Here is a 21,147-nt window from a genome sequence, read left to right as displayed (position 1 = left end):
CGGGCCTTCGCGCATCTCGACGAGCTCATTGAAGCTCCGCTGGCAGAAAGATGGCATGGACGCCGCGCTCCCGGACCAGATGCAGCAGACGGAGCGCGGGCCCCTGCGGGCGGCCCAGGCCCTGCTCCCACCGTCGCAGTTGTCGCGACGTCGTGTTGATCAGATCCGCAAACACGGCCAGTTCCAACTGGTCCCGCTCGCGGATGGCGCGCACTTCCTCCGGCTCCAGCGGCATCGGCGCGGGCATGCAGACGATCTCGCAGGACCGACGACGCTCATCGCTGATCAGTCCGTGAGCGTGCCACAAGCGGCCTTCCGCAAGTACGCGCTCAACGATGGCGGACTTCCTTTTCCTCATCACACATCACCTCCTTCAGGTGGCCATGGCCGACGACCGCGGCCAACTCCTTCTGCGACAGGCCTGTGAGCCAGGCGCCCTCCTCTCGCAACGCGCGGAGTGCTTTCGGCTCGATGTTGTCCAGTCGGTTCTTTGCATAGCCATCCACGAAGAACCACCGTCCCGCGGGATGCCTCGCGACGATCACGCGATAGCCCTCGCGTTTCCCAGCACCGAATCGTCCGATCCGCTTCTTGAAAAGTCCACTACCGAGATTTGCATCGATCAAGCCACTTTCCATTTCAGCCACGGCGCGGCACAGGTCGCTGTCTTGCCAGCGCCTGCTTGCGCATCCAGCGTTGAAAGCCTTCGACCAGATAGACAGCCCCCGTCACGTGGACCTCCTCGCATCATTGCGACAGGCGTCAGTGCCAAGTCTTGCCGTCTGAGGTCTCGTCCTGAAGTCGGCCCTCTGATGGGGGGCACACCCCGCAGACGCGCAAAGAAAAGCCGCGCAGAGGCGCGGCTTTCGTGGGATCGAGGGGCCGATGGATCAGCCGTAGACCGACTTCTCCGGCCGTCGCGCCAGCACCGCGATCGGGGGCGCCCAGCGTTCGCCGCGGGGCTTCTTGCTCGTGACCAGCGTGATCTCCGACGGCTCGAAGACCTCGACGTTGTGTGTGATCGGCGTCGTCAGCAGGTACTGCGCCCGCGTGCTCTTCAGGAAGTGGCCGACCAGCTGGATGTTGCGCACGTCCAGGTGGGCGAAGGGCTCGTCGATGAAGACGAAGCCGCCGGGCGCGTCGTCGTCCTTCATCAGGCCCACCAGCAGGATCAGGCTCTTGAGCACCTGCTGCCCGCCCGAGGCCTCGCCGTCGTTCATGCCCACCTCGCCCTTGCCGTCGAAGTTGAACTTCACGTGCAGCCCGGCCTGCGCCAGCACCGTGTCGTCGTTGTCCAGGTGCGGCAGCTCGGCCTGCGCATGCACGCCGGCGAGCTCGCCCAGCTCCTGCACGTTCTTCTTGTAGCGCCGCACCGTCGCGCGCAGCACGTCGATGTAGCGCTCGCGCGCGTTGAACGCGGCGATGCGCGCCATCTCGTTGCTCGCGCGGCGGTCGTCGAGCTGCGTGGTCTGCTCCAGCACCGCCATCTGCATCCGCGCATGGCGTTCCTGCACGCCGGCATCGGTTTCCCACACGCCGGTATCCAGCTCCTGCTGCACATGGCGCGACGCGATCTCCGCCTGCTTGGCGTTCTCGAATTCATCGCGCAAGGCGTTCAGGCGCATCGGGTGCACCCAGATCGCGGGGAACTTCGCCCGGGCCTCGCGCGACGCCTTCGCCGTCGCGATCAGGTCGTCGCGCCGGGACGCCCAGTCGCGCTCGGCGCGCGACACGTTGTCCTCGCTGGCCTTCAGGCTGGCCTGCGCGGCTTCGTAGTCGCGCTCGGTGCGCGTCGCCGCGGCCACCGTGCGGTCGTGCTCCTGGTCGAGCGCGCCCATGCGCGTCGCCGCCTCGATCCGCGACTGGCGCAGGCCGGGCAGGCGCGCACGCGCCTCGGCGAATTCCTCGGAGCGCTCCACGAGCTCCTGCGCCGCCTTGTGGCCTTGCGCCGCGCGTTGCGCGTCCTTGAGCTGGCGCTCGATCTCGAGCTGCTCCTTGGCGAGCTTGGACAGCTCCAGGTCGTAGCGCGTCAGTTCCTTGTCCAGCGAGGCCCGACGCGTGTCCAGCGCGGAGTCGCCGAACTGGTACTCGCGCGGCTCGACCCACAGGCTACGGCCGCCGCGGCCGTCGCGGTAGTAGGCCTCCGGCGTGATCCACTCGCCGCCGGACTGCGCGCCCTTGTCGGTGTCCGCGACGCAGCGGATCGACGCCAGCTGCCGCAGCAGCCAGCCAGGCGCCTTCGCGTTGAACTTGAGCACGGACAACAGGCTGTCCTTCGGGCTCACCGTCGGCGCGAACTCGCCGTCGGCGACGACGTAGTGCCGGTAGCGCTCGCGCGACGCGAGGCGGTAGGCCTGGCCCTCGTCGCTCGCATGCGCGAGCACCACGACCCAGCGCGAGGGCCGCAGGAAGCCTTCGGCGGCGGCGCGCCACTGGTCGTCGGCGATGTCGATCGCGTCGGCCAGCACGTGGTGCGCGATGCCGGCCTCGTCCAGCGCCTTGCGGAAACGCGTGACCTCGACCGGCGGCGGCGGGAGCCGCTGCCCGGTCAGTTCGTCCATCGCCGCCTGCGCCTTGCGCTGCTGGTCGTTCTGGCGCGTGAAGCTCTCGCGCAGCTGGTGCTGGCGCGTGCCGAGCTCCTCCAGCTTCGCCGTCAGCGCCGCGCCGTCGGTCTCGACGGCGGCAAGCGCCTTCAGGTCCTCCTCGCGCTTGGCGAGCTGCTCCATCGGCCGCTCGCCGTCACGCGCCGCCTCGAAGGCCTGGCGCGCTTCCTTGCGCTGCTGCTCCAGGTCGGCCAGCTTGTCCTTGGCCGCCTCCTGCGCCTTGAACAGCGCCAGCAGATGCGCGCGCTTGTCGCTGATGCCGCGCTCGTCGGAGCGGGCGAAGAGGCGCTGACGATGCAGCTCGCGCAGCTGCTGCGCGGTGCGCTGGCGCTGCTCGCTCCACTGCATCACGGGCACGACCTCGGTCGCGAGCCGCTCGCGCTCCTTCAGCCGCAGCTGGTACTGCTGGTAGCTGTTGACGCGGTTGGCCAGGTCCGACAACTGCGCCTGGGCATGCGACAGCTCATGCGTCGACTGGTCGACTTCCTTGAGCAGCTGCTGCTGGTGGTTGCGCGCGAGCTCGTAGCGGTCCAGCACTTCCTGGTCGCCGAAGACCTCGAACACCAGTCGCAGCAGCTCCTTGGACGACAGCTCGCAGAGGCGGTCCGTCTGGCCCTGCTCCAGCGCGAGCACGCGGCCGATCGCGCGCGTCAGCCCGGCGGCCTCCAGGCGCTTCTTCCAGGCCTCGATGCCCAGCCAGTCCTTGTCGGCGCGGGTGTCGAGCTCCTCGATCTCCTGCACGCCGTCGACCAGCGTGTAGCGGCGCACCCAGTCGCCGCCCTGGCGCGAGATGCGGCAGGCCAGCGTCACCTGGTCCGAGTACAGCAGCGAGCTCGCGAACGGGCGGCTGCTGTTCTGGCGGTTGCGCGGCCGGTTGTCCACCAGCGCGCGCAGCCAGGCGTGCTCGGCGTTGGCGTGGCGGGCGTAGGTCTTGTAGGTCCGGCCGCCGGAGCACTCCAGCCCCAGCAGCGTCCGCATCGCGTCGAGCAGCGTCGTCTTGCCCGAGCCGTTCGGCCCGGCGATGGTGATGATGTTGCCGTCCAGCGGCATCGAGACGCGGCGGCAGTAGTCCCAGTGCAGCAGTTCCAGGGATTGCAGGTGAAACATCAGGCGTCGCTCAGATCGGATTCTTCGTTGTGGCGGGCGGCCAGGATGGCGGTGAGCATCGGGCCGGACTCGGCGTCCGTGCTGCGCGCGAGCACGTCGGCCAGCGCGCCGTCCAGGATGCGCGGGGCCAGCGTGTCGTAGTCGAGCAGCAGGTCCAACAGCGGGCCTTCGCAGATGTCCTCGCCCTTGCGGGTGATGAAGCCCTGGCGCTCGAGCAGCTTGAGGTTGGAATCGAGCCGCATCTTCTTGCCCAGCTGGTTGCCGAAGTCGGCCAGCAGGCTGCGATAGGAGAGCGTCGGCGCGCTGCTCGCGGCGCTGGGCAGCGGCTTGTCCTTGGAGAACATCTCGCCCTGCCCTTCGGCGGCCTCCTCGGCGCGCGAGAGCTGGCGCTGGCGCTTGGGCAGCACGATCAGCGCCCACACGACCACCAGCAGCGCAACGCCGTCGCGCGGCAGGTCGAGGTTGTTGTTGGACGCCAGGCCGGTCTCGCCGAACACGGCGACCTCGGCCGGGCGCAGCATCGCCAGCGTGATGTGGTCCGCGTAGACGTTGTCCACGACGCGCAGGCCGACGGCGGCGACGCGCTCGTTGACCGCGCGCCAGAGTTCCTGGTCGATCAGCGCGCGGCGCACCAGCGGCTGGTTCCGCGGCAGCCAGCGGCGCGCCAGCAGTTGAGCCGCCAGTTGGGCGGCGTCGTCGAGTTGATTGCTCATGCCTGGGAAGCCTGGGAGGCCTGGGAAGGGGTGTCGGCATCGACGTCGACCGCACTCCGCGCGTCCGGAGACGGCGTCGTGTCGGCGATCGATGCGGGGGAATCGGGCGTCGCCACGGCCGTGTCGGCGGCGGCATCGGGGGTCAGGGCTTGCGCGCCCGCGTCCGAGGACGTGTCGGCGGCCCCGGCGGCGGCCTTGCGGCGGCCGCGCCTGGGCGCGGGCGGCTCGGGCGGGCGCCACTTGGGTTCGGGTTCAGGCTCGACGGGCGGCTCGACCTCGGTCGAGTGCAGCACGCCCTGGCTCATCCAGCGGACGTGCTCGTCGTCGATCTCGCCCTGCTGCGCGGACCAGCGCACACGCCACGGCTGGCGCGCCATGTCGCCGGTCGCGCCGGCCAGATGCTGTGCCTGCACGTCGCCGAGCAGCGGCAGCAGCTGCGCGCGGTAGGCCGCGCGCGCATAGCTGCCGCCGAGCACCGCCGGCCGCAGGTCGTTCATCTGCACGCTGTCGCCGGTCCACAGGCCCAGCAGCGCCTGCAGCTGGTTCATCTCGGGCGGCAGACTCATGACGGCGAGCTCGCCCTGCGGCGCGGCCAGGCCGGTCGGCAGCGGCTCCGGTGTCGGCGGCACCGGGCGGTCGCGTTCGAACTCGGCCTCGCAGCCGTCCAGCAGTTCATGCTGCGCGACGAAGACCGGATGGACGGGCCGCGACAGCGCGCCCAGCGCGAGGTTCTCGAGGAACGGGACCTCCTGCAGCCAGCGCCGCACATCGGTCGTCGTGATGCCGGTGGAGCCGAGCGTGACGCGCTGGCGGTCGGCCTGCTGCAGCGCGCGGTTGAACTGGCTCGCCATCGCGAGCAGCCGCGCCTGCGCCAGGCCCAGCTCGCGCGCAAGCCGCTCGAGCCGCGCGTTCCCGTCGTCCTCCGCCTGGCGGATGATCGCGGACAGCGCCTCGCTGGCCCGCTCGACCAGCTTGAGCGCGCGCTCGAAGCGCATGCGCGCGCGGCGCAGGTGGAACTCGGAACCGGACGCGATCGCGTCGGCGAATTCGTTGTAGAGCCGCGAGAGCTGCGCCAGCAGATGCTGCAGCTGCGCCGGCTCCAGCGTGCCGAGCTGCTGCGCGCCGGCCACGTTGGCCAGCAGGCCGGCCAGGTCGCCGTCCTCGTCCGCGGCCTGCCCCTGCGTCAGCGGCGACACCATCGCCATCAGCTGCTGCGCGAGCGGCGTCACGCCGTACTGCTGGTTGGACGCGTCCCAGGCCAGCAACTGCGCGTCGCGCAGGCGCTTGAGCACGAGCTCCAGCGCCTCGTCGCGCAGCACGTGGAAGTGGCGGTTCAGGTCGTCGCGCGAGAGCCGCGAATGCGGCAGGCTCATCAGCTCGATGAACACCCAGACGCGCAGCCGCACCAGCGTGGCCGGGCCGTGAAACAGCGCGCGCTGCGCGCCCAGCAGGGCCTCGTTGCGTTCCAGCTGCCACCACAGGAGCGAATCCTGCGGGAGCTGACCTTCGCGGAAATGGTCTTCGAAAGAGGGTTCGGGGAGATCGTCGCGCAGCACGTCGTCCACGCCTCCCGGGGTCACTGTCATAGGGGCGGATTATGGCGCCCCCGGACCGCCCGTCCCTGCGGGACGTTCGGTCCCGCCCCCCGAGGGGGCGCGGGCCGGCTTGGGGCGGCCCGGCGCTCGGCCCGCCATCGCCCCTCCACCCATCACACGGGTGTCAGGGACCTGCGCATCAGGGTTGCCCCGGAGCCGAAGCTGGCGAGTTTCTCGGTCAGCGCGGCGCTCAGCGGCGCCTCGGCGTCGGAGAAACCGTGGCGCTCCCAGTAGGCGCGCGAGCCCTGCACCGCCACCAGCGCGACCTGCGTCAGGCCCATGTCCTGGGCGCGATGCACCACCTGCTGCACCAGCTTGTGGCCCAGGCGCTTCGCGCGACCCGCCGGCGAGACCGCGAGGTCGTGCAGGTACAGCGTGCGCGGGGCGCGCGCGGGCGTGATCGACGGCGCGTCGAGCGCCGGCAGCTGTCCATCGTCGACCGGCAGGCTGACGACGTAGGCCAGCGGCTCGCCGGCCTCGACGGCCAGGTAGGAACAGTGGAGATGGCGCGCCGCGTTCAGCTTGGCCTCGAAGGCCTCGGCGCTTTCCAGGAACTCGGGCCCGTAGCACTGGGCCTGCAACGCGAGCACGTGCGGGACGTCCTCGGTGCCAATCACTTTCAACTGCAGCATCAAACGAATGAGCCGGCCGATCGCGCGTTCCAGTGGTCGGAGATCCCCGAAAAGAACGGCGTCAGCAGCGGCGTAAAAAGACAGACGAAGGCCAGGATGTTGAGCGCGACGCTCAACCAGAACACCCGCCGGAAAGCCGGCTTGGCGCTCTTGTGCCGCAGCAAGTGCTGTGCCAGCAACGCGCCGGGCCAGCCGCACAGCAGCGCGAGCACATGCAGCGTCGATTCCTTGACGCGCCATTGGCCCAGTCGCGCCGCGCGCTTGTCCAGCGCGTAGACGATGAAGGTCGCGAAGCTCATCGCGACGTAGACGCCCCACAAGCCGCGCGGCAACGGCCACGCCAGGTGCGTCAACAGCACCAGCGAGGCAAAGCCTGGCACCAGCCACAGCGAGGCACCGGTGTCGGCCGAGGTCTTGGGGGAGGAAGCAGCGGAAGCACCGCGCGCGGACGGCGCGGGCCTGGATCGCGCGCCAGCGCGGGCCGCGTCGGCAGAGCCGGACGACGGACCACGCCGGGGCGCGGGGCCGGCGGGCGCCGGCTTGGGCTCGAGGCTCCGGACCTTCAGCGCGCGGGGCTTGCCCTGCGCATCGGATCCAGGCTCGTAGTCGACGCGTTCGCCGACGAAGGGTCGGCGGGGGCGCATGCCGAAGGCACTGATGTGCGCGAAGCGTTTCGGCCCGCCGTCGGACGGCGCGATGAAGCCGTAGCCCTTCGCGTCGTCCCACTGGACGATCCGACCCTCGACGCGCATCCCTCAGCGCCCCTCGTCAGCCGAGCCGTGAGGCTCAGAACTTGCGCGGACCCTTGCGCGGCACGAAACCACCGCGCTCGCCGCGGTCGTCGCCACCTTGCGGACGCGGGCCCTTGCTGAACGCCGGCTTGGCCGGACGACCTTCGAAGCGGTTGTCGTCGCCCTTGTTGAAGGCCGGACGCTCGGCGCGCGGTGCGTAGCGGTCGTTGTTCTCGGCCGAACGGTCGAAGCGCGGGTCCGGACGACGCTGGTCGAAACCACCGCCGTTGCCGCCTTCGCGCGGGCCGCCGAAGTCACGCTGCGGACGGTCGCCATAGCTGCGCGGCGCGCCGCCGAAGCCTTGACCGCCTTGCGGACGATCACCGAAACGCGGACGGTCGCCTTGCGGACGATCGCCGAACGGGCGGTCACCTTGCGGGCGCTCGTTGCGGTGCTCGAAGCGTTGGCCGCCACCGAAACCACCGGGGCCACCCTGACCGCCTTCACGACGCTCGCCGAACGGCGGACGGCCTTGGCCTTCCGGACGCTCGAAGCGCGCGCTGTTGTCGAAGCGGTTGTCGCCGCCACGATAGCCACCGCCTTGCGGACGGTTGCCGCCGAAGCCGCCACGGTTGCCACCGTAGCCGCCGCGATTGCCGCCGAAACCGCCACGGTCGCCGCCGCGATCACCGCGGTCGAAACCCGGGCGCGCCGGGTAGATCTTCGGATCTTCGTTACGCGGCTCCAGGCCCTCGATGCGCGAGACCGGGATCTGTTGCGTCGTGAACTGCTGGATGCGCTTGATCATCGAGATGTCACCACGCTCGGCCAGCGTCACCGCGAGGCCGGAGCGGCCGGCGCGGCCGGTGCGGCCGATGCGGTGGACATAGTCCTCCGCCTTCATCGGCAGGCCGAAGTTGATGACGTGCGAGATCGTCGGCACGTCGATGCCGCGGGCGGCCACGTCGGTGGCGACCAGCACGCGCAGGTCGCGACGGCGCAGCGCCATCAGCGTGCGGGTGCGCTTGCCCTGCGGCATGCCGCCGTGCAGCGCGGCGACGCGGTGGCCGATGGCCTCCAGCTGTTCGGCCAGCCACTCGGTGTCCTGCTGGGTGCTGGTGAACACCACGGCCTGGTCGACGTCGCGCAGGCCCAGGATGTGTTCCAGCAGCTTGCGCTTGTGCTGGCCGTTGTCGGCCCAGTGCAGGCGCTGCTCGATGTTCTCGTGCGAGTCGGTGTGGCCCGAGACGTCGATGCGCTGCGGATCCTTCATCAGCTGCGAGGCCAGGCGGCCGGTGTTGCCGGCAAAGGTCGCGCTGTACATCAGCGTCTGGCGTTCGGCCGGGATCTGCTGGGCGACGAAGTTGATGTCGTCGATGAAGCCCATGTCCAGCATGCGGTCGGCTTCGTCGAGGACGAACATCGTCACGTTGTCCAGCTTGCAGCGGCCGCTGTTGATGTGGTCCAGCAGACGGCCCGGGGTGGCGATCAGGACGTCCAGCGGACCGCTCAGCGCGCGCAGCTGCTGCGCGTAGGGCATGCCGCCCAGCACGGTGGCGACGCGCAGGCCCTGGATGTGGCGGCCGTAGGTCATCGCGGACTTGGCGACCTGCATCGCCAGTTCACGGGTCGGAGCCAGCACGAGCACGCGCGGGCCGACGGTCCGGGTCTTGTTGTTGGTGGCGGCGCGTTCGGCGCGGGCGGTCAGCACCTGCTGCAGCGCGGGCAGGATGAACGAGGCGGTCTTGCCCGAACCGGTGCGCGACGAGACCATCAGGTCCTTGCCGTCGAGCGCCGGCGGGATCGCCTGCGCCTGCACTTCGGTGGTGTTCTCGTAGCCGGAATCCTTGACGGCGCGCAGCAGCGCGTCGTGCAGGCCCAGGGCCGAGAACGGCGTGCCGGTGGTCTCGGCGTCGGCGCCGAGTTCGCCGGCCTCGATCACCTGCTCGAGTCCGCTGTCCAGCGCCTCGTTCGTGTCCAGGGTGTCGGCGGCGGTGTTCTTGTCGTGGTCGAAACTCATTTGTCTTTGCAATCCAAAGGTGCACAGCCGGGCCGACGCCGTCGAAACGGAGTCCGCGCCGGAGCGCCTGGTCGCCGCGCAAGATCGATGTGATCGCGGCAGAACCGTGATGTCGCTGGGAGAAAGCTCGCGTCGATCACCAGGAAAGAAAGACACATGCGCGGCGCGATTGCAGAGCAACCGCCGTGGTCGGCATGAAGGGCCTGGTGAGGCGCCGGGGAACAGTCAAAGCGACGGCATCGCCGCCGACCGAACCCGAGGGCATGCAGTGCGCGCTCCCCGTGGCGGGAAACAGCTTCGGCGGAGAGCCGGAGCCTGCGTGGGAGTCCATTCGGATGCCCGACGCAGCGGTCTGCAAGAGGTCAGAGGAGACGTACGAAGCACCGCCAGAAGCGGTGAAGCCCACGACTATAACAGCGTTCGGGGTTTTCACCTAGCGCATCATTGCGACGGGCTTTGGAGCGGCCTCATGGTGACGCCATGAGGCCGCTCAGGGCCTCACAGCCCTTCCAGCAGCTTCGGCAGCACGGCCATCAGCGCGTCGAGCTGATCGCCCGCCAGCCAGGCGGGGCTGGCATCCAGCCAGTCGGGGAAGGCGACGCCGTCGCGCTGCGCGCGCAGCACGGCCGCGTCGAGGGAGTCCTCGATCAGCAGCAGCGCCGACGGCACGCCGCAGGCGTCCTCACCGCAGGCCGCCTGGATGCGGCGCGCCAGCACGGCAGGCTGCCAGGGCAGGTCCGCGTGGACGATCGCGACGCGGTCGCCAGCGAGCGCACCCTCGTCCAGGCTGCCGAGCGCGTCATCGCTGGCCAGCAGCACGCCGGCCTCGGCGCCGCGCCAGGCCGACAGCGCCGCCTCGCGGACGTCGGTCGCATCACCGGCGCGCAGGCGCTGCGGCGGCAGGCGGCGCAACTGGGGCGACATCGAGAGGCTGTCGAGCAGCGTCTCCGAGCGCGCGCAGATCACCAAGCGCGCGGCGGCCGGCACGGCGGCGGCCTGGATCCATTCGCGGCGCAACGCAAGCACGGCCTCGGCCTTGGCCGCCAGCGCCTGGCGCGAGGCCGGCGGCAGCAGCGCGAGCGCCTCCAGCAACTGCTGCTGCTCGGCGCTCGACAGGAAGCGCAGCGCGGTCCAGCGCTCGACCAGTTGACGCAGTTGCTTCAGCGGCGCGGCCGGCAGGCTGGCGCCTGTGGATCCCGCCCCATCCAGCCACAGCGGTGTCAGCAACGCCGCGGGCAATTGCTCGTCCAGCTCGCGCTTGCGACGCGACAGCAACACTGGCTCCAGCGCGTCGCGCCTGACCTTCTTGCCGGCGTCGTCCGGCAGCACCCGCAGATCGGACAGCGGGCCGCGACGCATGTCGTCGAGCCAGTCGACCCACTCGCCCAGACGCGCGTCGCCCAGCGGCTCCTCGTGCGCGATCAGCAGCAACTGGGCGGCCGGCAGCGCGCGCAGCGCGGCCAGACGATCCGCGCCCATCAACTCGATGCCGTCGACGATCAGCAACGCGGCCTGCGGCTTCGCGGGCGGCGCGGCGGCCACCGTCACCGACTTCGCGTCGTCGCCGAGCCAGCGCTTCAGGTCGCGCTGCCAGGCGGCATGCGCGGACTCCGGCGCGATGACGACGGCGGGCGTCACGCCGAACAGCGTCGCCCACAGCTGGATCGCGGCGATGGCGGCGCCGCGCTGGCCCAGCCCGAGGTCGTCGGAGATCAACGCACGCCCCGCGCAGACGGCAAACAGCGCGGCCTCCCACGCATGCGTCGGCAGCTCGTCGCGCAGCAGCGCGCGCATCGCGGCACCGTCGGCCATCAAGGTTTCGAGGCGCTGCACCCGCGCCTGCGCATCCCGTCCGCAGGCCAGTTGCGGCCACACCGGCGCATCGACGCGCAGCACGACGCCCAGCGCGCGGGCATCGCTCAGCACCTGCTGCAGCCACGCGTGGCCGCCCTCGGCACGACGGCGTTGTTGAACGTCCAGGCCCGCCTGCTCGCGCAATCGTTGCGGCACCTCGCGGCCGCAGACCCACTGAAGCTCGCGCTCGTCGCCAGGCACGAGCCAGACCTCGGCCTCGCGCGCCGGCCAGCCGGCATCGAGCGCCGCGTGCTGATCCGCGTCGAATAGCGACAGCAGCTGGCCGCCGTGCTCGCACGCGCCTTGATCCCGATAGCCAGCGCAATCGCAGCGCCAGGTGTGGCGACCCAGCAGGCGCAGGCGGAACGTACCGCCGGTCTCGCCGTCGCGCAGTTCGTAGTCGCCGAACACGCCGTCGTCCTCGCGGGCGCCGAGCGTGAAGCGTGGCGGCTCCGCCGGAACTTCCTCGACGGCGGCCTCGGCCTTGGGCTTGCGGCGCCCCTTGCGGGCGGGGGCGGACTGGGCAACGGCATCGTCGGCGGCAACGGACTCGGCCGGCGGTGCTGGCGCCTCGGCGACCGCCATAACTTCGACGGCCTCCAGCATGACCGCGACGGCGGGCTCCTCGACCGCCGCGGTCTTCGGTGCGGCACCGCGCTTGCGCGGCGGCCGCTTCGGTGCTGGCGCATCGGCGTCGACGACGGCCTCCGCCACCATCACGACCGGCGTTTCAGCGGCTTCTGCCGTCGCCACGGGAGCGACCTCAGACAACGCCGCCGGTGCAGCAGCTTCAATCGCCTTGGCGCGGGCAGGCCGCTTGCGTGCGGGCTTGAGCGCTTCGCTCGCCGGGGTCGGCACCGCCTCGGCCACCGCTTCGGGCGCGAGCTCGATCACCGTGTCCACGGCGGCGTCGATCGCAACCGGCGCGGCCGCTTCATTGACCGCTCGGGTCTTGCGCGCCGCGGGGCGGCGTCGTTGGGAAGTCGTCGTCATGAGGATCCTCGTGCCGCAGCCGCACTTCACGCCAGCCGCGGACACCGTTGAAGATGGCGAGCGCATGCGCCCGCCGCAGATCGTCCAGGGTCAGCCGCGCCTCGCGCAGCCGGCCCTGTTCCAGCAGTTCCTCGCGCAGCGTGCCGGGCAGCAGGCCGGCCGCGGCGCGCGGCGTCAGCCACGGCCCGTCCGGCGCCTGTTGCAGCGCGAGGTTGGTCAGGCAGCCCTCCGTGAGCTCGCCATCCCGGTTGAACAGCAGCACGTCGAAGCAGTCCGCCGGCTTGGCGTCCAGGAAGACCTGGTACACCTCGCGACGCGTCGTCTTGTGCTGGATGAATTCCGCCCCCGCACCGCGCGTGTCGATCGGCGTCCGGGCCAGCGCCACCATGAGTGGCTCGCCCTTGTCCGTCGGTGCCGCCGGGGCCATCGGTGCCGGCAGGGCCTGCACCGTGTCATTGAATGTGCCGTCGCGGGCCAGCGTCAGACGGACGCGCCACGCGCCACGCGGATGGCGCCGCGCGATGTCGACGAGGCACGCCTTCGCCGCGTCCGCCGACCACGCCAGCCCGAAATGCCGCGCCGTGCGCTGCATCCGCGCCACGTGCCGGCCGGCACGGGCGAACTCGCCGTCGTCGAGCCGCATCGTTTCCAGGGCCTCGATGGGCGCCTGGGCACGCGCCAGGAAGCGCGCCTTGGCGCGCCACTCGTCGATCTCGTCCCCCGGCCGCGAGTCCAGCGTGATGCCGCTGCCCACGCCGCAGCGCAGCGCACGCCCCGTCTGCTCGACGGTGCGGATCGGCACGTTGAAGGTCACGGCCCCGCCCGGCTGCAGCAGACCGAGCGCGCCGCAGTACCAGCCGCGGGGGCCGGGCTCCAGTTCGTCGATGACCTCCATCGCCCGCTTCTTCGGCGCGCCGGTGATCGAGCCGCAGGGGAACAGCGCGGTCATGACCTCGTCCAGCGCGAGGCCCGAGCGCGTGACCGCGCCGATCGTCGACGTCATCTGCCAGACCGTCGGCAGCGCGTGCAGCTCGAACAGGCGCGGCACACGCACCGAGCCCGGCACCGCCACGCGCGACAGGTCGTTGCGCAGCAGGTCGACGATCATGAGGTTCTCGGCGCGTTCCTTGGCGCTGGTGCGCAGGTAGGCCTGCGCGGCCTCGTCGCCGGCGCGGTCGCGGCCGCGCGGCGCCGTGCCCTTCATCGGCTGCGCCGACAGCAGCCAGGTGTGGCTGGCCTGCGGCGTCTCGGGCAGCGGACGCCAGTCGAAGAAGAGTTCCGGCGAGACGCTCGCCACGGCACCGCCGTCGCCTTCAGTACCGGCGCCGGTCCCGGTCCCGGTCCGCAGGAACATCGAGAACCCGCCCGGCTGCGACGCATGCAGCGCGAAGAAATGGGCGACCTCGTCGAAGCCGTCGAGCGCCTCGGCGCTCAGCCGCGCCGTGAGGTTGACCTGGTAGCAGTCGCCCTCGCGGATGTACTCGCGGATGCGCTCGACCTGCGCCTGCTCATCGGTCTCGGCCTGCGTGTCGCGCCACGCCGTCATCGGATGCGCGCGGGATGCGCCAGCCGCCGCCAGGTCTTCCGGCCACGGCGCCGGCGCTTCATGCCAGACGTGGAATTCCGCCAGCGGCGCCTCGCCCGCCGGCCGCGTGCGCAGCACCGCGTCGAGCGCGCCCGCCGCCTCATAGCGCAGGCCGCCCAGCACCCACGCCCCGGCGCGCGACGCGGCATGCGCCAGCCGCAGCACGGCGCGCAGGCGATCGGGATCGCGCGCGATCAGGCGCTCCGACGGCGGCGCGAAGAAGGCGCCACGCAGGCGTTCGCCGTCCTCGCGCGCCAGCGGATGACGCGGAAAGTCGAAGGCCGCCCACAGGTCCTGAGGGCGGCGCGGGGTGTCCATCGTGTCTCAGTCGCGCGGGGGCGCGTTCCTCGTCAACAGCGGGAGGGGGACGGAAGCGGGAGCGGCGGGCACGCCTGAAGCCGGACTCAATCCAGCTTCAGGAAATGCTCGCGGTAGTGGAGCAGTTCGTCGATGGATTCGTGGATGTCGGCCAGGGCCGTGTGCTTCTGGGCCTTCTCGAAGCCCTCCATCGCGGCGGGCTTCCAGCGGCGGGCGAGCTCCTTGAGCGTCGACACGTCCAGGTTGCGGTAGTGGAAGAAGTCTTCCAGCTTGGGCATGTAGTTGGCCAGGAAGCGGCGGTCCTGGCAGATCGAGTTGCCGCACATCGGCGACTTGCCGGCCGGGATGTAGGCCTTCAGGAAATCGATGACCTGCTGCTCGGCGTCGGCCTCGGCGATCGTCGATGCCTTGACGCGGTCGATCAGGCCGCTCTTGCCGTGCGTGCCCTTGTTCCAGGCGTCCATGCCGTCCAGCATCGCGTCGGACTGGTGGATCGCGAAGACCGGGCCTTCGACGCGCACCGTCAGCTGGGCGTCGGTGACGACGACGGCGATCTCGATGATGCGGTCCTTGTCCGGATACAGGCCGGTCATCTCCAGGTCGATCCAGATCAGGTTCTGGTCGTTGAGCGGCAGCACGGGATTGGCGCCGGCGCCAGCGGCGGGGGCGACGGTGGTGTCGGTGGTCATGGGGTTCTTGTCCTTCAGGTTGGGCGCGATTGTCGCCGAGTCGGGCCCCTCTACACTTGCGTCCATGCAGATCTCTCCCGCGGCGCTCGCCGCCGCTCCGTCGCCCTCGGCGCTGAGCCACTCCCCGCTGATGCTGACCGCGGCCTTCGTCGCCGCGGTGATGCTGTCCTTCCTGGTCAAGCTCTGGCTGTCCTCGCGCCAGATGCGCCATGTGGCGCGGCATCGCGGCGCAGTCCCTTCCGCGTTCGTCGGGACGGTGCCTCTGTCGGCCCATCAGAAGGCGGCCGACTACACCGTCGCCCGCGGCCGCTTCGGCACGCTGCACCTGGCCTGGGACACCGCACTGCTGGTCGGATGGACGCTGCTGGGCGGGCTGGACCTGCTCAACCAGTGGATGCTGTCGTGGCGCCCCGAGCTCGGCGACATGGGCTACCAGCTCGGCCTGCTGGCCGCGTTCGCCATGCTGTCCGGCGTGCTGGACCTGCCCTGGTCGATCTACAACACCTTCCGGCTGGAAGAACGCTTCGGCTTCAACCGCACGACGCTCAAGCTGTTCCTCGTCGACGGGGTGAAGGGACTGGCGGTTGGCGCGCTGCTGGGCCTGCCGATCGCGGCGCTGATCCTGTGGCTGATGGCCAAGGCCGGCAGCGGCTGGTGGCTGTGGGCCTGGGGCGCGTGGATGGGCTTCAACCTGTTGATGCTGGTGATCTACCCCACCGTCATCGCGCCGCTGTTCAACAAGTTCCAGCCGCTGGAGGACGCCGTGCTGCGCGAGCGCGTCCAGACGCTGATGCAACGCTGCGGCTTCGCGGCCAAGGGCCTGTTCGTGATGGACGGCAGCCGGCGCTCGGCGCACGGCAATGCGTATTTCACCGGTCTGGGCGCGGCCAAGCGCGTCGTCTTCTTCGACACGCTGCTGGAACGCCTGAACCCGCCGGAGGTCGAGGCTGTGCTCGCGCACGAACTGGGTCATTTCAAGCGCCGCCACGTGCCGCAGCGCATGGTGCTGATGTTCGCGTTGAGCCTGGCCGGCTTCGCGCTGCTGGGCTGGCTCAGCACGCAGGCGGGCTTCTACCTGGGCCTGGGTGTGCGGCCCAGCCTGGAAGCGCCCAACGACGCGCTGGCGCTGCTGCTGATCATGCTGGCGCTGCCGCCGTTCGCGTTCTTCCTGACGCCGCTGATGTCGCTGTGGTCGCGCAAGCACGAGTTCGAGGCGGACGCCTACGCCTGCGCGCAGGCCAGCGGCACCGATCTGTCGAACGCGCTGCTGAAGCTGCATGAGGACAACGCCGGCACGCTGACGCCGGACCCGGTGTTCGCGCGCTTCTACTACTCGCATCCGCCGGCCAGTGAGCGGCTGGCGGCGATCGCGTCGCTCGTGACGCCATCGATGCCCGCCACGCCGACGGGACAACCCGCATGAGCACGAGCACGGGCAAGGACGTCCAGACCGGCCTGGTGGTGCGAGGGCACGGCCGGCATTACGTCGTCGAGGACACCGACGGCCAGCGCATCCACTGCCTGACGCGCGGCAAGAAGAGCGATTGCGTCGTCGGCGACCGCGTGCGCTGGCAGCGCAGCAGCGATCACGAGGGCGTCATCGAGAAGGTCGACCCGCGCCGCAACCTGCTGTTCCGCCAGGACGAGTGGAAGACCAAGAGCTTCGCGGCCAACCTGGACCGGCTGCTGATCCTGGTGGCGGTGGACCCTCAGTTCTCGGAGTCGCAGCTCACCCGCGCGCTGATCGCGGCGCGCAGCGCCGGCATCACCGCCGACATCGTGCTGAACAAGACCGACCTGCCCGGCGCGGACGCGGCGCGCGAGCGCCTCGCCCCATATAAGGCGATGGGCCAGCGCGTGCTGGAGCTCAGTTTCAAGGGCCGGCCGGACGAGGCGAGCGACACGCTGCGACCGCTGCTGCACGGCCAGGCGACGCTGGTGCTGGGCCCCAGCGGCACCGGCAAGAGCACACTGATCAACCTGCTGGTGCCGGATGCGAAGGCGCAGGTGGGCGAGATCTCGCAGGCGCTGAACTCGGGCCGCCACACGACGACCACGACGCAGTGGTACTGGATGGACGCGGCACGAGAGGCCGCACTGCTTGACTCGCCGGGCTTCCAGGAATTCGGACTCCGGCAGATCACGGCCCCGGACCTGGCGAGCTACATGCCCGATTTCCAGCCGTATCTGGGCGAGTGCCGCTTCCACAACTGCAGCCACCGGCACGAGCCGGGCTGCGCGGTGCTGGTTGCCGTCGAGGCGGGAAAGATCAGCCCCTCGCGCTACCGCATCTACGACGAGCTCTGGGACGAGCTCAGCGCACCGCCGAAGTATTGAGCGGGGCGACGCAGTCAGCGTTCCAGTCGGGGATCGCTGTTCGGGACTTCGCGGACTTCCGCGTCGATCACTTCGCCCTGCGGCGCACGGCTGCCGTTCATTCCGTTCATCGCACCTGGTCGGAACGCCTGCGAACGGAACTGCGCCGCGCGGCGGAACGTGGCCGTGTGCAGCGTCGGCTTGCGGCCGCGGATCAGGCTCCACAGCAGCACGACGCCGAAGATCACCAGCCCGGCGGCGAGCACCACCAGGAACAGCACGATGGAAGCCACCGCCAGCACGAGGCGGGCGGCGATCGAGAAAAGCGTGGAGAGAGCGTTCATCGTTCCTTCAGATCGGGGCGATCGCGCGGATTCAAGTCCGCGGGGCCATCACGCCCCGGATCCCCCAAAAATCATCCTCGACCAATGTAGGGCATCTTGGTGGCCATGACCGTCAGGAACGGCACGTTGGCCGACAGCGGCAATTCCGCCATGTAGAGCAGCGCGCTGGCGGCATGCGCGACGTCCATCCGCGGTTCGACCATCGTGCCGCCGTGCGCCTGCGGCACGCCGTGCACGAAGCGCTCGGTCAGGTCGGTCTCGGCGTTGCCGATGTCGAGCTGGCCCGCGGCGATGTCATGTTTGCGGCCGTCCAACGCCAGCGTCTTCGTCAGGCCGGTGATGGCATGTTTGGTCGAGGTGTAGGCGATCGACCCCGGCCGCGGCGCATGCGCCGAGATCGAGCCGTTGTTGACGATGCGTCCGCCGCGCGGCGACTGCCGCTTCATCAGCCCGAAGGCGGCGCGGGCGCACAGGAAGCTGCCGGTCAGGTTGATGTCGACGACGGCGCGCCAGGTCTCGATGCTGAGCTCGTCGATGTCCGACGCGGGCGCGCCGCGACCGGCGTTGTTGAACAGGAAATCGAGCCGGCCCCAGCGGCGTTCGATGGCGTCGAAGGCGGCGGCGACCTGTGCCTCGTCGGCGACGTCGGTGGGCAGCACGAGCGCGCGCTCCGGGGCGAACGCGGCGGTCTCGCGCAGCATCTCGTCGCGGCGGCCCAGCAGCGCCACCTGCCAGCCGGCCTGCATCAGCGCCTGCGCGGCGGCGCGGCCGATGCCCGACCCGGCGCCGGTCACGGCGGCGAATCGCAGCTTGGAGGGCGTCGCTGCGGCGAGCGGGACGACCTCGGGCGAGGGGGTCACGTCGGCAGCGACGGAATCGAGGGCGGCGTGGGCAGAGTCCATCCCCCCATCATAGGGAGCACGGGGGAAATCGGCTGACGCGACGCTGAAGCGGCGGCGCGCTCTGCGCCCGCCATCGCCCTTGGGGTCGCCCCCTGCATCGCGCCTTGGAGCGGAGCCGGCCACGACAGGCGGATGCCGGACAGGACGTCGTGTTCGCTCATCGCGCGGCCACCTGTTCGCCGTCCATCGGACGATCCGCGCGGCGGGACGTGACGACGACCGTCGGCAGCGTCCGCACGTCGCCGGCAGCGCGCAGCGCGGCCAGTGTCTGGGTCGACTTGCCGTTGATGACCACCGTGGGCAGTCGCTGCGGCTCTTCGGCGCGGCTGGGCAGCGCCAGCAGCAGGCCCGCGGCGATGCCGGTCGCGACGCCGATCAGCGCGGCGACGCGCTTGACGTTCGTGAATCGGTCGTAGCAGCGAATGGTGTTCATCTCGTCCTCCGGGGCCGCGGGTTGCTCTTGCGGCATGGGACGAATGATTACCTGGGTTAACCCCTAGCGAAAGTCGGCTGCGACCAACCCGTGCCAGCCGGCGATGAACTGCGGCAGGGCGCGATGAATGACACCCGTCGGAAGGGTTTACCCCATGAACTAGGGGCCCCTTCCGGGGCCCCTCGTCAGTCGGATGACCGCCTGATATCCGACTGATATCCACGCGGTATCCGCGTGATGTCAGCGCACGCGCATCAGGCGGGGATCAGTCCCCTGCCCTTCAACATCGGCTCCACGCGCGCATCGCGGCCACGGAAGGCACGATAGGTCGCGCCTGGTTCGCGGCTGTTGCCGACCGACAGGATGTTGGCCAGTACCGATTGCGCGGTCGCCGCGTCGAACGGATCGCCGGCTTCGACGAAGGCCTCGAAGGCGTCGCAGTCCAGCACTTCCGCCCACAGGTAGACGTAGTAGCCGGACGCGTAATAGCTGCCCGAGAACAGGTGCTGGAAGTGCGTCAACCGGTGGTTCATGCCGATCGCCGGCGGCAGGCCCAGGCGTTCCAGCGTCTCGCGCTCGAAGGCGACCGGATCCGGCGCGTCGGCCTGTTCCCGCCCGTGGAGCGCGAGGTCCACCAGCGCCGACGCGCAGTAGCGCACCGTCTCGTAGCCCTGGTTGAAGGTCGCGGCCGCCTTCAGACGGTCGAGCAGCGCATCGGGCAGCGGCTCGCCGGTCTTGTAGTGCCGCGCGTGCCGCTTGAGCACCTCGGGCTCGGCCATCCAGTGCTCCATCAGCTGCGACGGCAGCTCGACGAAGTCGCGCAGCACCTGCGTGCCGGACAGGCGCTCGAACTCGACGTCCGACAGCAGGCCGTGCAAGCCATGGCCGAACTCGTGGAACAGCGTGCGCACGTCGTCGAAGGACAGCAGCGTCGGTTCGCCCGGCGCGCCCTTCGCGAAGTTGTTGTTGTTCAGGATGATGGGCAGCGCGTCGATGCCGTTGCGGGCCTGCCATCGGAGCGCGTTCATCCAGGCGCCGCTGCGCTTGGTCGGACGCGCGAAGTTGTCCTGGACGAAGATCCCGCGCAGCGAGCCGTCCGGCCGCTGCACCTCGTAGACCTTCACGTCCGGGTGGTAGCCGGCGACCTGCGGCTGCGCGACGAAGCGCAGGCCGTAGAGCCGCGAGGCGCAGTCGAACATCGCCTGCACCATCGCGTCCAGCGGGAAGTAGGGCTTGACCTCGGCCTCGTCGAGCTGGAAGCGCTGCTGGCGGACCTTCTCCGCGTACCAGCGCCAGTCCCAGGCCTCGATCGTCAGGTCGTGGCCGAGTTGCGCACGGACCTCGTCGAGCATCGCCCGCTCGCGCGCGGCGGCTGCCTTGGCCGGCTCCCAGACCTGGTCCAGCAGGCCTTGAACAGCGGACTGCCGGCCGGCCATCGTGTCGGCGAGCGCATAGTCCGCGAAGCTGCGGTGACCGTGCAGCGCGGCCTGCTCATGGCGCAGCGCGAGGAGCTCCCGCACCAGCGCTCGGTTGTCGGTCTCGCCGGGAATCTCGCCGCGGCCAACCCAGGCGCGCCAGGCCTGCTCGCGCAGGTCCCGGCGTTCGCTGAAGGTCAGGAAGGGCACGATCAGCGAGCGCGACAGCGTCACGACGTGCACGCCCGCTTCCGCCTGCCCGCGTTCCAGCGCGGCCTGCCGCGCGGCGGCGCGGACGAAGTCCGGCAGCCCGGCCAGTTCGGCCTCGCCGCGCAGCACCAGCTGGTAGCCGCTTTCGTCGGCGAGCACGTTCTGCGCGAAGCGGGTGTTGAGTTCGGCCTGCCGCTCCATGATCGCGGCGTAACGCGCGCGCGCCTCTCCCTGCAGGCGGGCGCCGGCGCGGACGAAGTCCAGGTGCACGCGTTCGAGCAGCCGCAGCGACTCGGCCGGCAGGCCCAGCGACGCGCGCTGTTCATGCAGCCGCTCGACGCGCTCGAACAGCGCCGCGTTCAGGTAGATCGCGTTCGTGTGCGCCGCCAGCGGCGCGGCCATGCGGCGTTGCACGGCCTGCAGCTCGGGCGAACTGGCCGAGGCGCTCAGCGTCGAGAACAGATGTTCCAGCGCCGTCAGCGCGCGGCCCGCGCGATCAAGCGCGGCCAGCGTGTTGTCGAAGTCCGGCGCGGCCGGATTCGTGGCGATCGCGTCGAGCTCGGCGCGGTGCGCGGCGAGCGCGGCGTCGAAGGCGGGTTCGACGTGTTCGGCGCGGATCGCGTCGAACGGGGGCAGCCCGTACGGGCCGGTCCAGGCGGACAGCAGCGGATTGGTGCTCATCGGGTC

General features: G+C 70.5%; 17 protein-coding genes. 2 read left to right on the top strand and 15 right to left on the bottom strand.

Annotation, left to right across the window (positions count from 1 at the left end; genetic code table 11):
- Nucleotides 1-25: 25 nt before the first annotated feature.
- The 11 genes from ACFJIX_RS18545 to orn form a co-directional block, all read right to left on the bottom strand.
- Complete coding sequence (locus ACFJIX_RS18545; RefSeq protein ID WP_377153544.1) at nt 26-247, bottom strand: helix-turn-helix domain-containing protein; 222 nt, start codon at nt 245-247, stop codon at nt 26-28.
- 82 nt (nt 248-329) lie between these two features.
- Nucleotides 330-716 (bottom strand): type II toxin-antitoxin system RelE/ParE family toxin, encoded by a 387-nt coding sequence (locus tag ACFJIX_RS18540; protein WP_377161845.1) that lies wholly within the window; start codon nt 714-716, stop codon nt 330-332.
- Between the two features lie 174 nt (nt 717-890).
- On the bottom strand, nt 891-3,710 hold the full coding sequence (locus ACFJIX_RS18535) for an ATP-binding protein (RefSeq protein ID WP_377153542.1): 2,820 nt from the start codon (nt 3,708-3,710) through the stop codon (nt 891-893).
- Nucleotides 3,710-4,423, bottom strand: a complete 714-nt coding sequence (locus ACFJIX_RS18530; protein WP_297529563.1) for a hypothetical protein — start codon at nt 4,421-4,423, stop codon at nt 3,710-3,712. The genes ACFJIX_RS18535 and ACFJIX_RS18530 overlap by 1 nt, the downstream gene beginning before the upstream one ends.
- Complete coding sequence (locus ACFJIX_RS18525; protein ID WP_377153540.1) at nt 4,420-6,009, bottom strand: hypothetical protein; 1,590 nt, start codon at nt 6,007-6,009, stop codon at nt 4,420-4,422. Before ACFJIX_RS18525 ends, ACFJIX_RS18530 begins: the two co-directional genes overlap by 4 nt.
- Nucleotides 6,010-6,131: 122 nt before the next feature.
- Nucleotides 6,132-6,650 carry a GNAT family N-acetyltransferase gene (locus ACFJIX_RS18520; RefSeq protein WP_377153538.1) on the bottom strand — a complete coding sequence of 173 codons (519 nt, stop codon included), beginning with the start codon at nt 6,648-6,650 and terminating at the stop codon, nt 6,132-6,134.
- Complete coding sequence (locus ACFJIX_RS18515; RefSeq protein WP_377153536.1) at nt 6,650-7,402, bottom strand: DUF1294 domain-containing protein; 753 nt, start codon at nt 7,400-7,402, stop codon at nt 6,650-6,652. Before ACFJIX_RS18515 ends, ACFJIX_RS18520 begins: the two co-directional genes overlap by 1 nt.
- A gap of 34 nt (nt 7,403-7,436) precedes the next feature.
- Nucleotides 7,437-9,401, bottom strand: coding sequence for a DEAD/DEAH box helicase (locus ACFJIX_RS18510; RefSeq protein WP_377153534.1), 1,965 nt, complete (start codon nt 9,399-9,401; stop codon nt 7,437-7,439).
- A gap of 498 nt (nt 9,402-9,899) precedes the next feature.
- Nucleotides 9,900-12,248, bottom strand: a complete 2,349-nt coding sequence (locus tag ACFJIX_RS18505) for a hypothetical protein (protein ID WP_377153532.1) — start codon at nt 12,246-12,248, stop codon at nt 9,900-9,902.
- On the bottom strand, nt 12,190-14,151 hold the full coding sequence (locus ACFJIX_RS18500) for a chorismate-binding protein (protein ID WP_377153530.1): 1,962 nt from the start codon (nt 14,149-14,151) through the stop codon (nt 12,190-12,192). Before ACFJIX_RS18500 ends, ACFJIX_RS18505 begins: the two co-directional genes overlap by 59 nt.
- Before the next feature lie 86 nt (nt 14,152-14,237).
- A complete protein-coding gene (gene orn, locus ACFJIX_RS18495) occupies nt 14,238-14,840 on the bottom strand; it encodes an oligoribonuclease (protein WP_377153528.1) in 603 nt (200 codons plus the stop codon).
- A 112-nt stretch (nt 14,841-14,952) separates the two neighbouring features.
- Between orn and ACFJIX_RS18490 the strand changes: the two genes are divergently transcribed.
- Nucleotides 14,953-16,263, top strand: coding sequence for a M48 family metallopeptidase (locus tag ACFJIX_RS18490; protein WP_377161843.1), 1,311 nt, complete (start codon nt 14,953-14,955; stop codon nt 16,261-16,263).
- The gene (rsgA, locus tag ACFJIX_RS18485; RefSeq protein WP_377153526.1) at nt 16,260-17,177 is read left to right on the top strand and encodes a ribosome small subunit-dependent GTPase A; all 918 of its coding nucleotides are present in this window, start codon (nt 16,260-16,262) and stop codon (nt 17,175-17,177) included. Before ACFJIX_RS18490 ends, rsgA begins: the two co-directional genes overlap by 4 nt.
- A gap of 14 nt (nt 17,178-17,191) precedes the next feature.
- Here the strand turns inward: rsgA and ACFJIX_RS18480 are convergent, their stop codons facing one another.
- The 4 genes from ACFJIX_RS18480 to ACFJIX_RS18465 form a co-directional block, all read right to left on the bottom strand.
- Nucleotides 17,192-17,500 carry a hypothetical protein gene (locus ACFJIX_RS18480; RefSeq protein ID WP_377153524.1) on the bottom strand — a complete coding sequence of 103 codons (309 nt, stop codon included), beginning with the start codon at nt 17,498-17,500 and terminating at the stop codon, nt 17,192-17,194.
- Between the two features lie 71 nt (nt 17,501-17,571).
- A complete protein-coding gene (locus ACFJIX_RS18475; protein WP_377153522.1) occupies nt 17,572-18,402 on the bottom strand; it encodes an SDR family oxidoreductase in 831 nt (276 codons plus the stop codon).
- A gap of 157 nt (nt 18,403-18,559) precedes the next feature.
- The gene (locus ACFJIX_RS18470) at nt 18,560-18,835 is read right to left on the bottom strand and encodes a hypothetical protein (protein WP_377153520.1); all 276 of its coding nucleotides are present in this window, start codon (nt 18,833-18,835) and stop codon (nt 18,560-18,562) included.
- A 254-nt stretch (nt 18,836-19,089) separates the two neighbouring features.
- Entirely contained in the window at nt 19,090-21,141 is a 2,052-nt protein-coding gene (locus ACFJIX_RS18465; protein ID WP_377153518.1) for a M3 family metallopeptidase, read from the bottom strand.
- Nucleotides 21,142-21,147: the final 6 nt, after the last annotated feature.

Origin of the sequence: Roseateles sp. UC29_93, from assembly GCF_042695725.1 — a bacterium.
GTDB classification, from domain to species: domain Bacteria; phylum Pseudomonadota; class Gammaproteobacteria; order Burkholderiales; family Burkholderiaceae_C; genus Roseateles; species Roseateles noduli_A.
Note: the sequence above shows the minus strand (reverse complement) of the source record. Positions and strands in the feature narration are given on the sequence as shown.

Bases quoted from the DNA above. Each gene is read 5' to 3' on its own strand.
- ACFJIX_RS18500 (WP_377153530.1), bottom strand. From the start codon at position 14,151: ATGGACACCCCGCGCCGCCCTCAGGACCTGTGGGCGGCCTTCGACTTT.
- ACFJIX_RS18470 (WP_377153520.1), bottom strand. From the start codon at position 18,835: ATGAACACCATTCGCTGCTACGACCGATTCACGAACGTCAAGCGCGTC.
- ACFJIX_RS18475 (WP_377153522.1), bottom strand. From the start codon at position 18,402: ATGGACTCTGCCCACGCCGCCCTCGATTCCGTCGCTGCCGACGTGACC.
- ACFJIX_RS18510 (WP_377153534.1), bottom strand. From the start codon at position 9,401: ATGAGTTTCGACCACGACAAGAACACCGCCGCCGACACCCTGGACACG.
- ACFJIX_RS18515 (WP_377153536.1), bottom strand. From the start codon at position 7,402: ATGCGCGTCGAGGGTCGGATCGTCCAGTGGGACGACGCGAAGGGCTAC.
- ACFJIX_RS18520 (WP_377153538.1), bottom strand. From the start codon at position 6,650: ATGCTGCAGTTGAAAGTGATTGGCACCGAGGACGTCCCGCACGTGCTC.
- ACFJIX_RS18465 (WP_377153518.1), bottom strand. From the start codon at position 21,141: ATGAGCACCAATCCGCTGCTGTCCGCCTGGACCGGCCCGTACGGGCTG.
- ACFJIX_RS18535 (WP_377153542.1), bottom strand. From the start codon at position 3,710: ATGTTTCACCTGCAATCCCTGGAACTGCTGCACTGGGACTACTGCCGC.
- ACFJIX_RS18530 (WP_297529563.1), bottom strand. From the start codon at position 4,423: ATGAGCAATCAACTCGACGACGCCGCCCAACTGGCGGCTCAACTGCTG.
- ACFJIX_RS18505 (WP_377153532.1), bottom strand. From the start codon at position 12,248: ATGACGACGACTTCCCAACGACGCCGCCCCGCGGCGCGCAAGACCCGA.
- ACFJIX_RS18525 (WP_377153540.1), bottom strand. From the start codon at position 6,009: ATGACAGTGACCCCGGGAGGCGTGGACGACGTGCTGCGCGACGATCTC.
- ACFJIX_RS18480 (WP_377153524.1), bottom strand. From the start codon at position 17,500: ATGAACGCTCTCTCCACGCTTTTCTCGATCGCCGCCCGCCTCGTGCTG.
- rsgA (WP_377153526.1), top strand. From the start codon at position 16,260: ATGAGCACGAGCACGGGCAAGGACGTCCAGACCGGCCTGGTGGTGCGA.
- ACFJIX_RS18545 (WP_377153544.1), bottom strand. From the start codon at position 247: ATGCCCGCGCCGATGCCGCTGGAGCCGGAGGAAGTGCGCGCCATCCGC.
- orn (WP_377153528.1), bottom strand. From the start codon at position 14,840: ATGACCACCGACACCACCGTCGCCCCCGCCGCTGGCGCCGGCGCCAAT.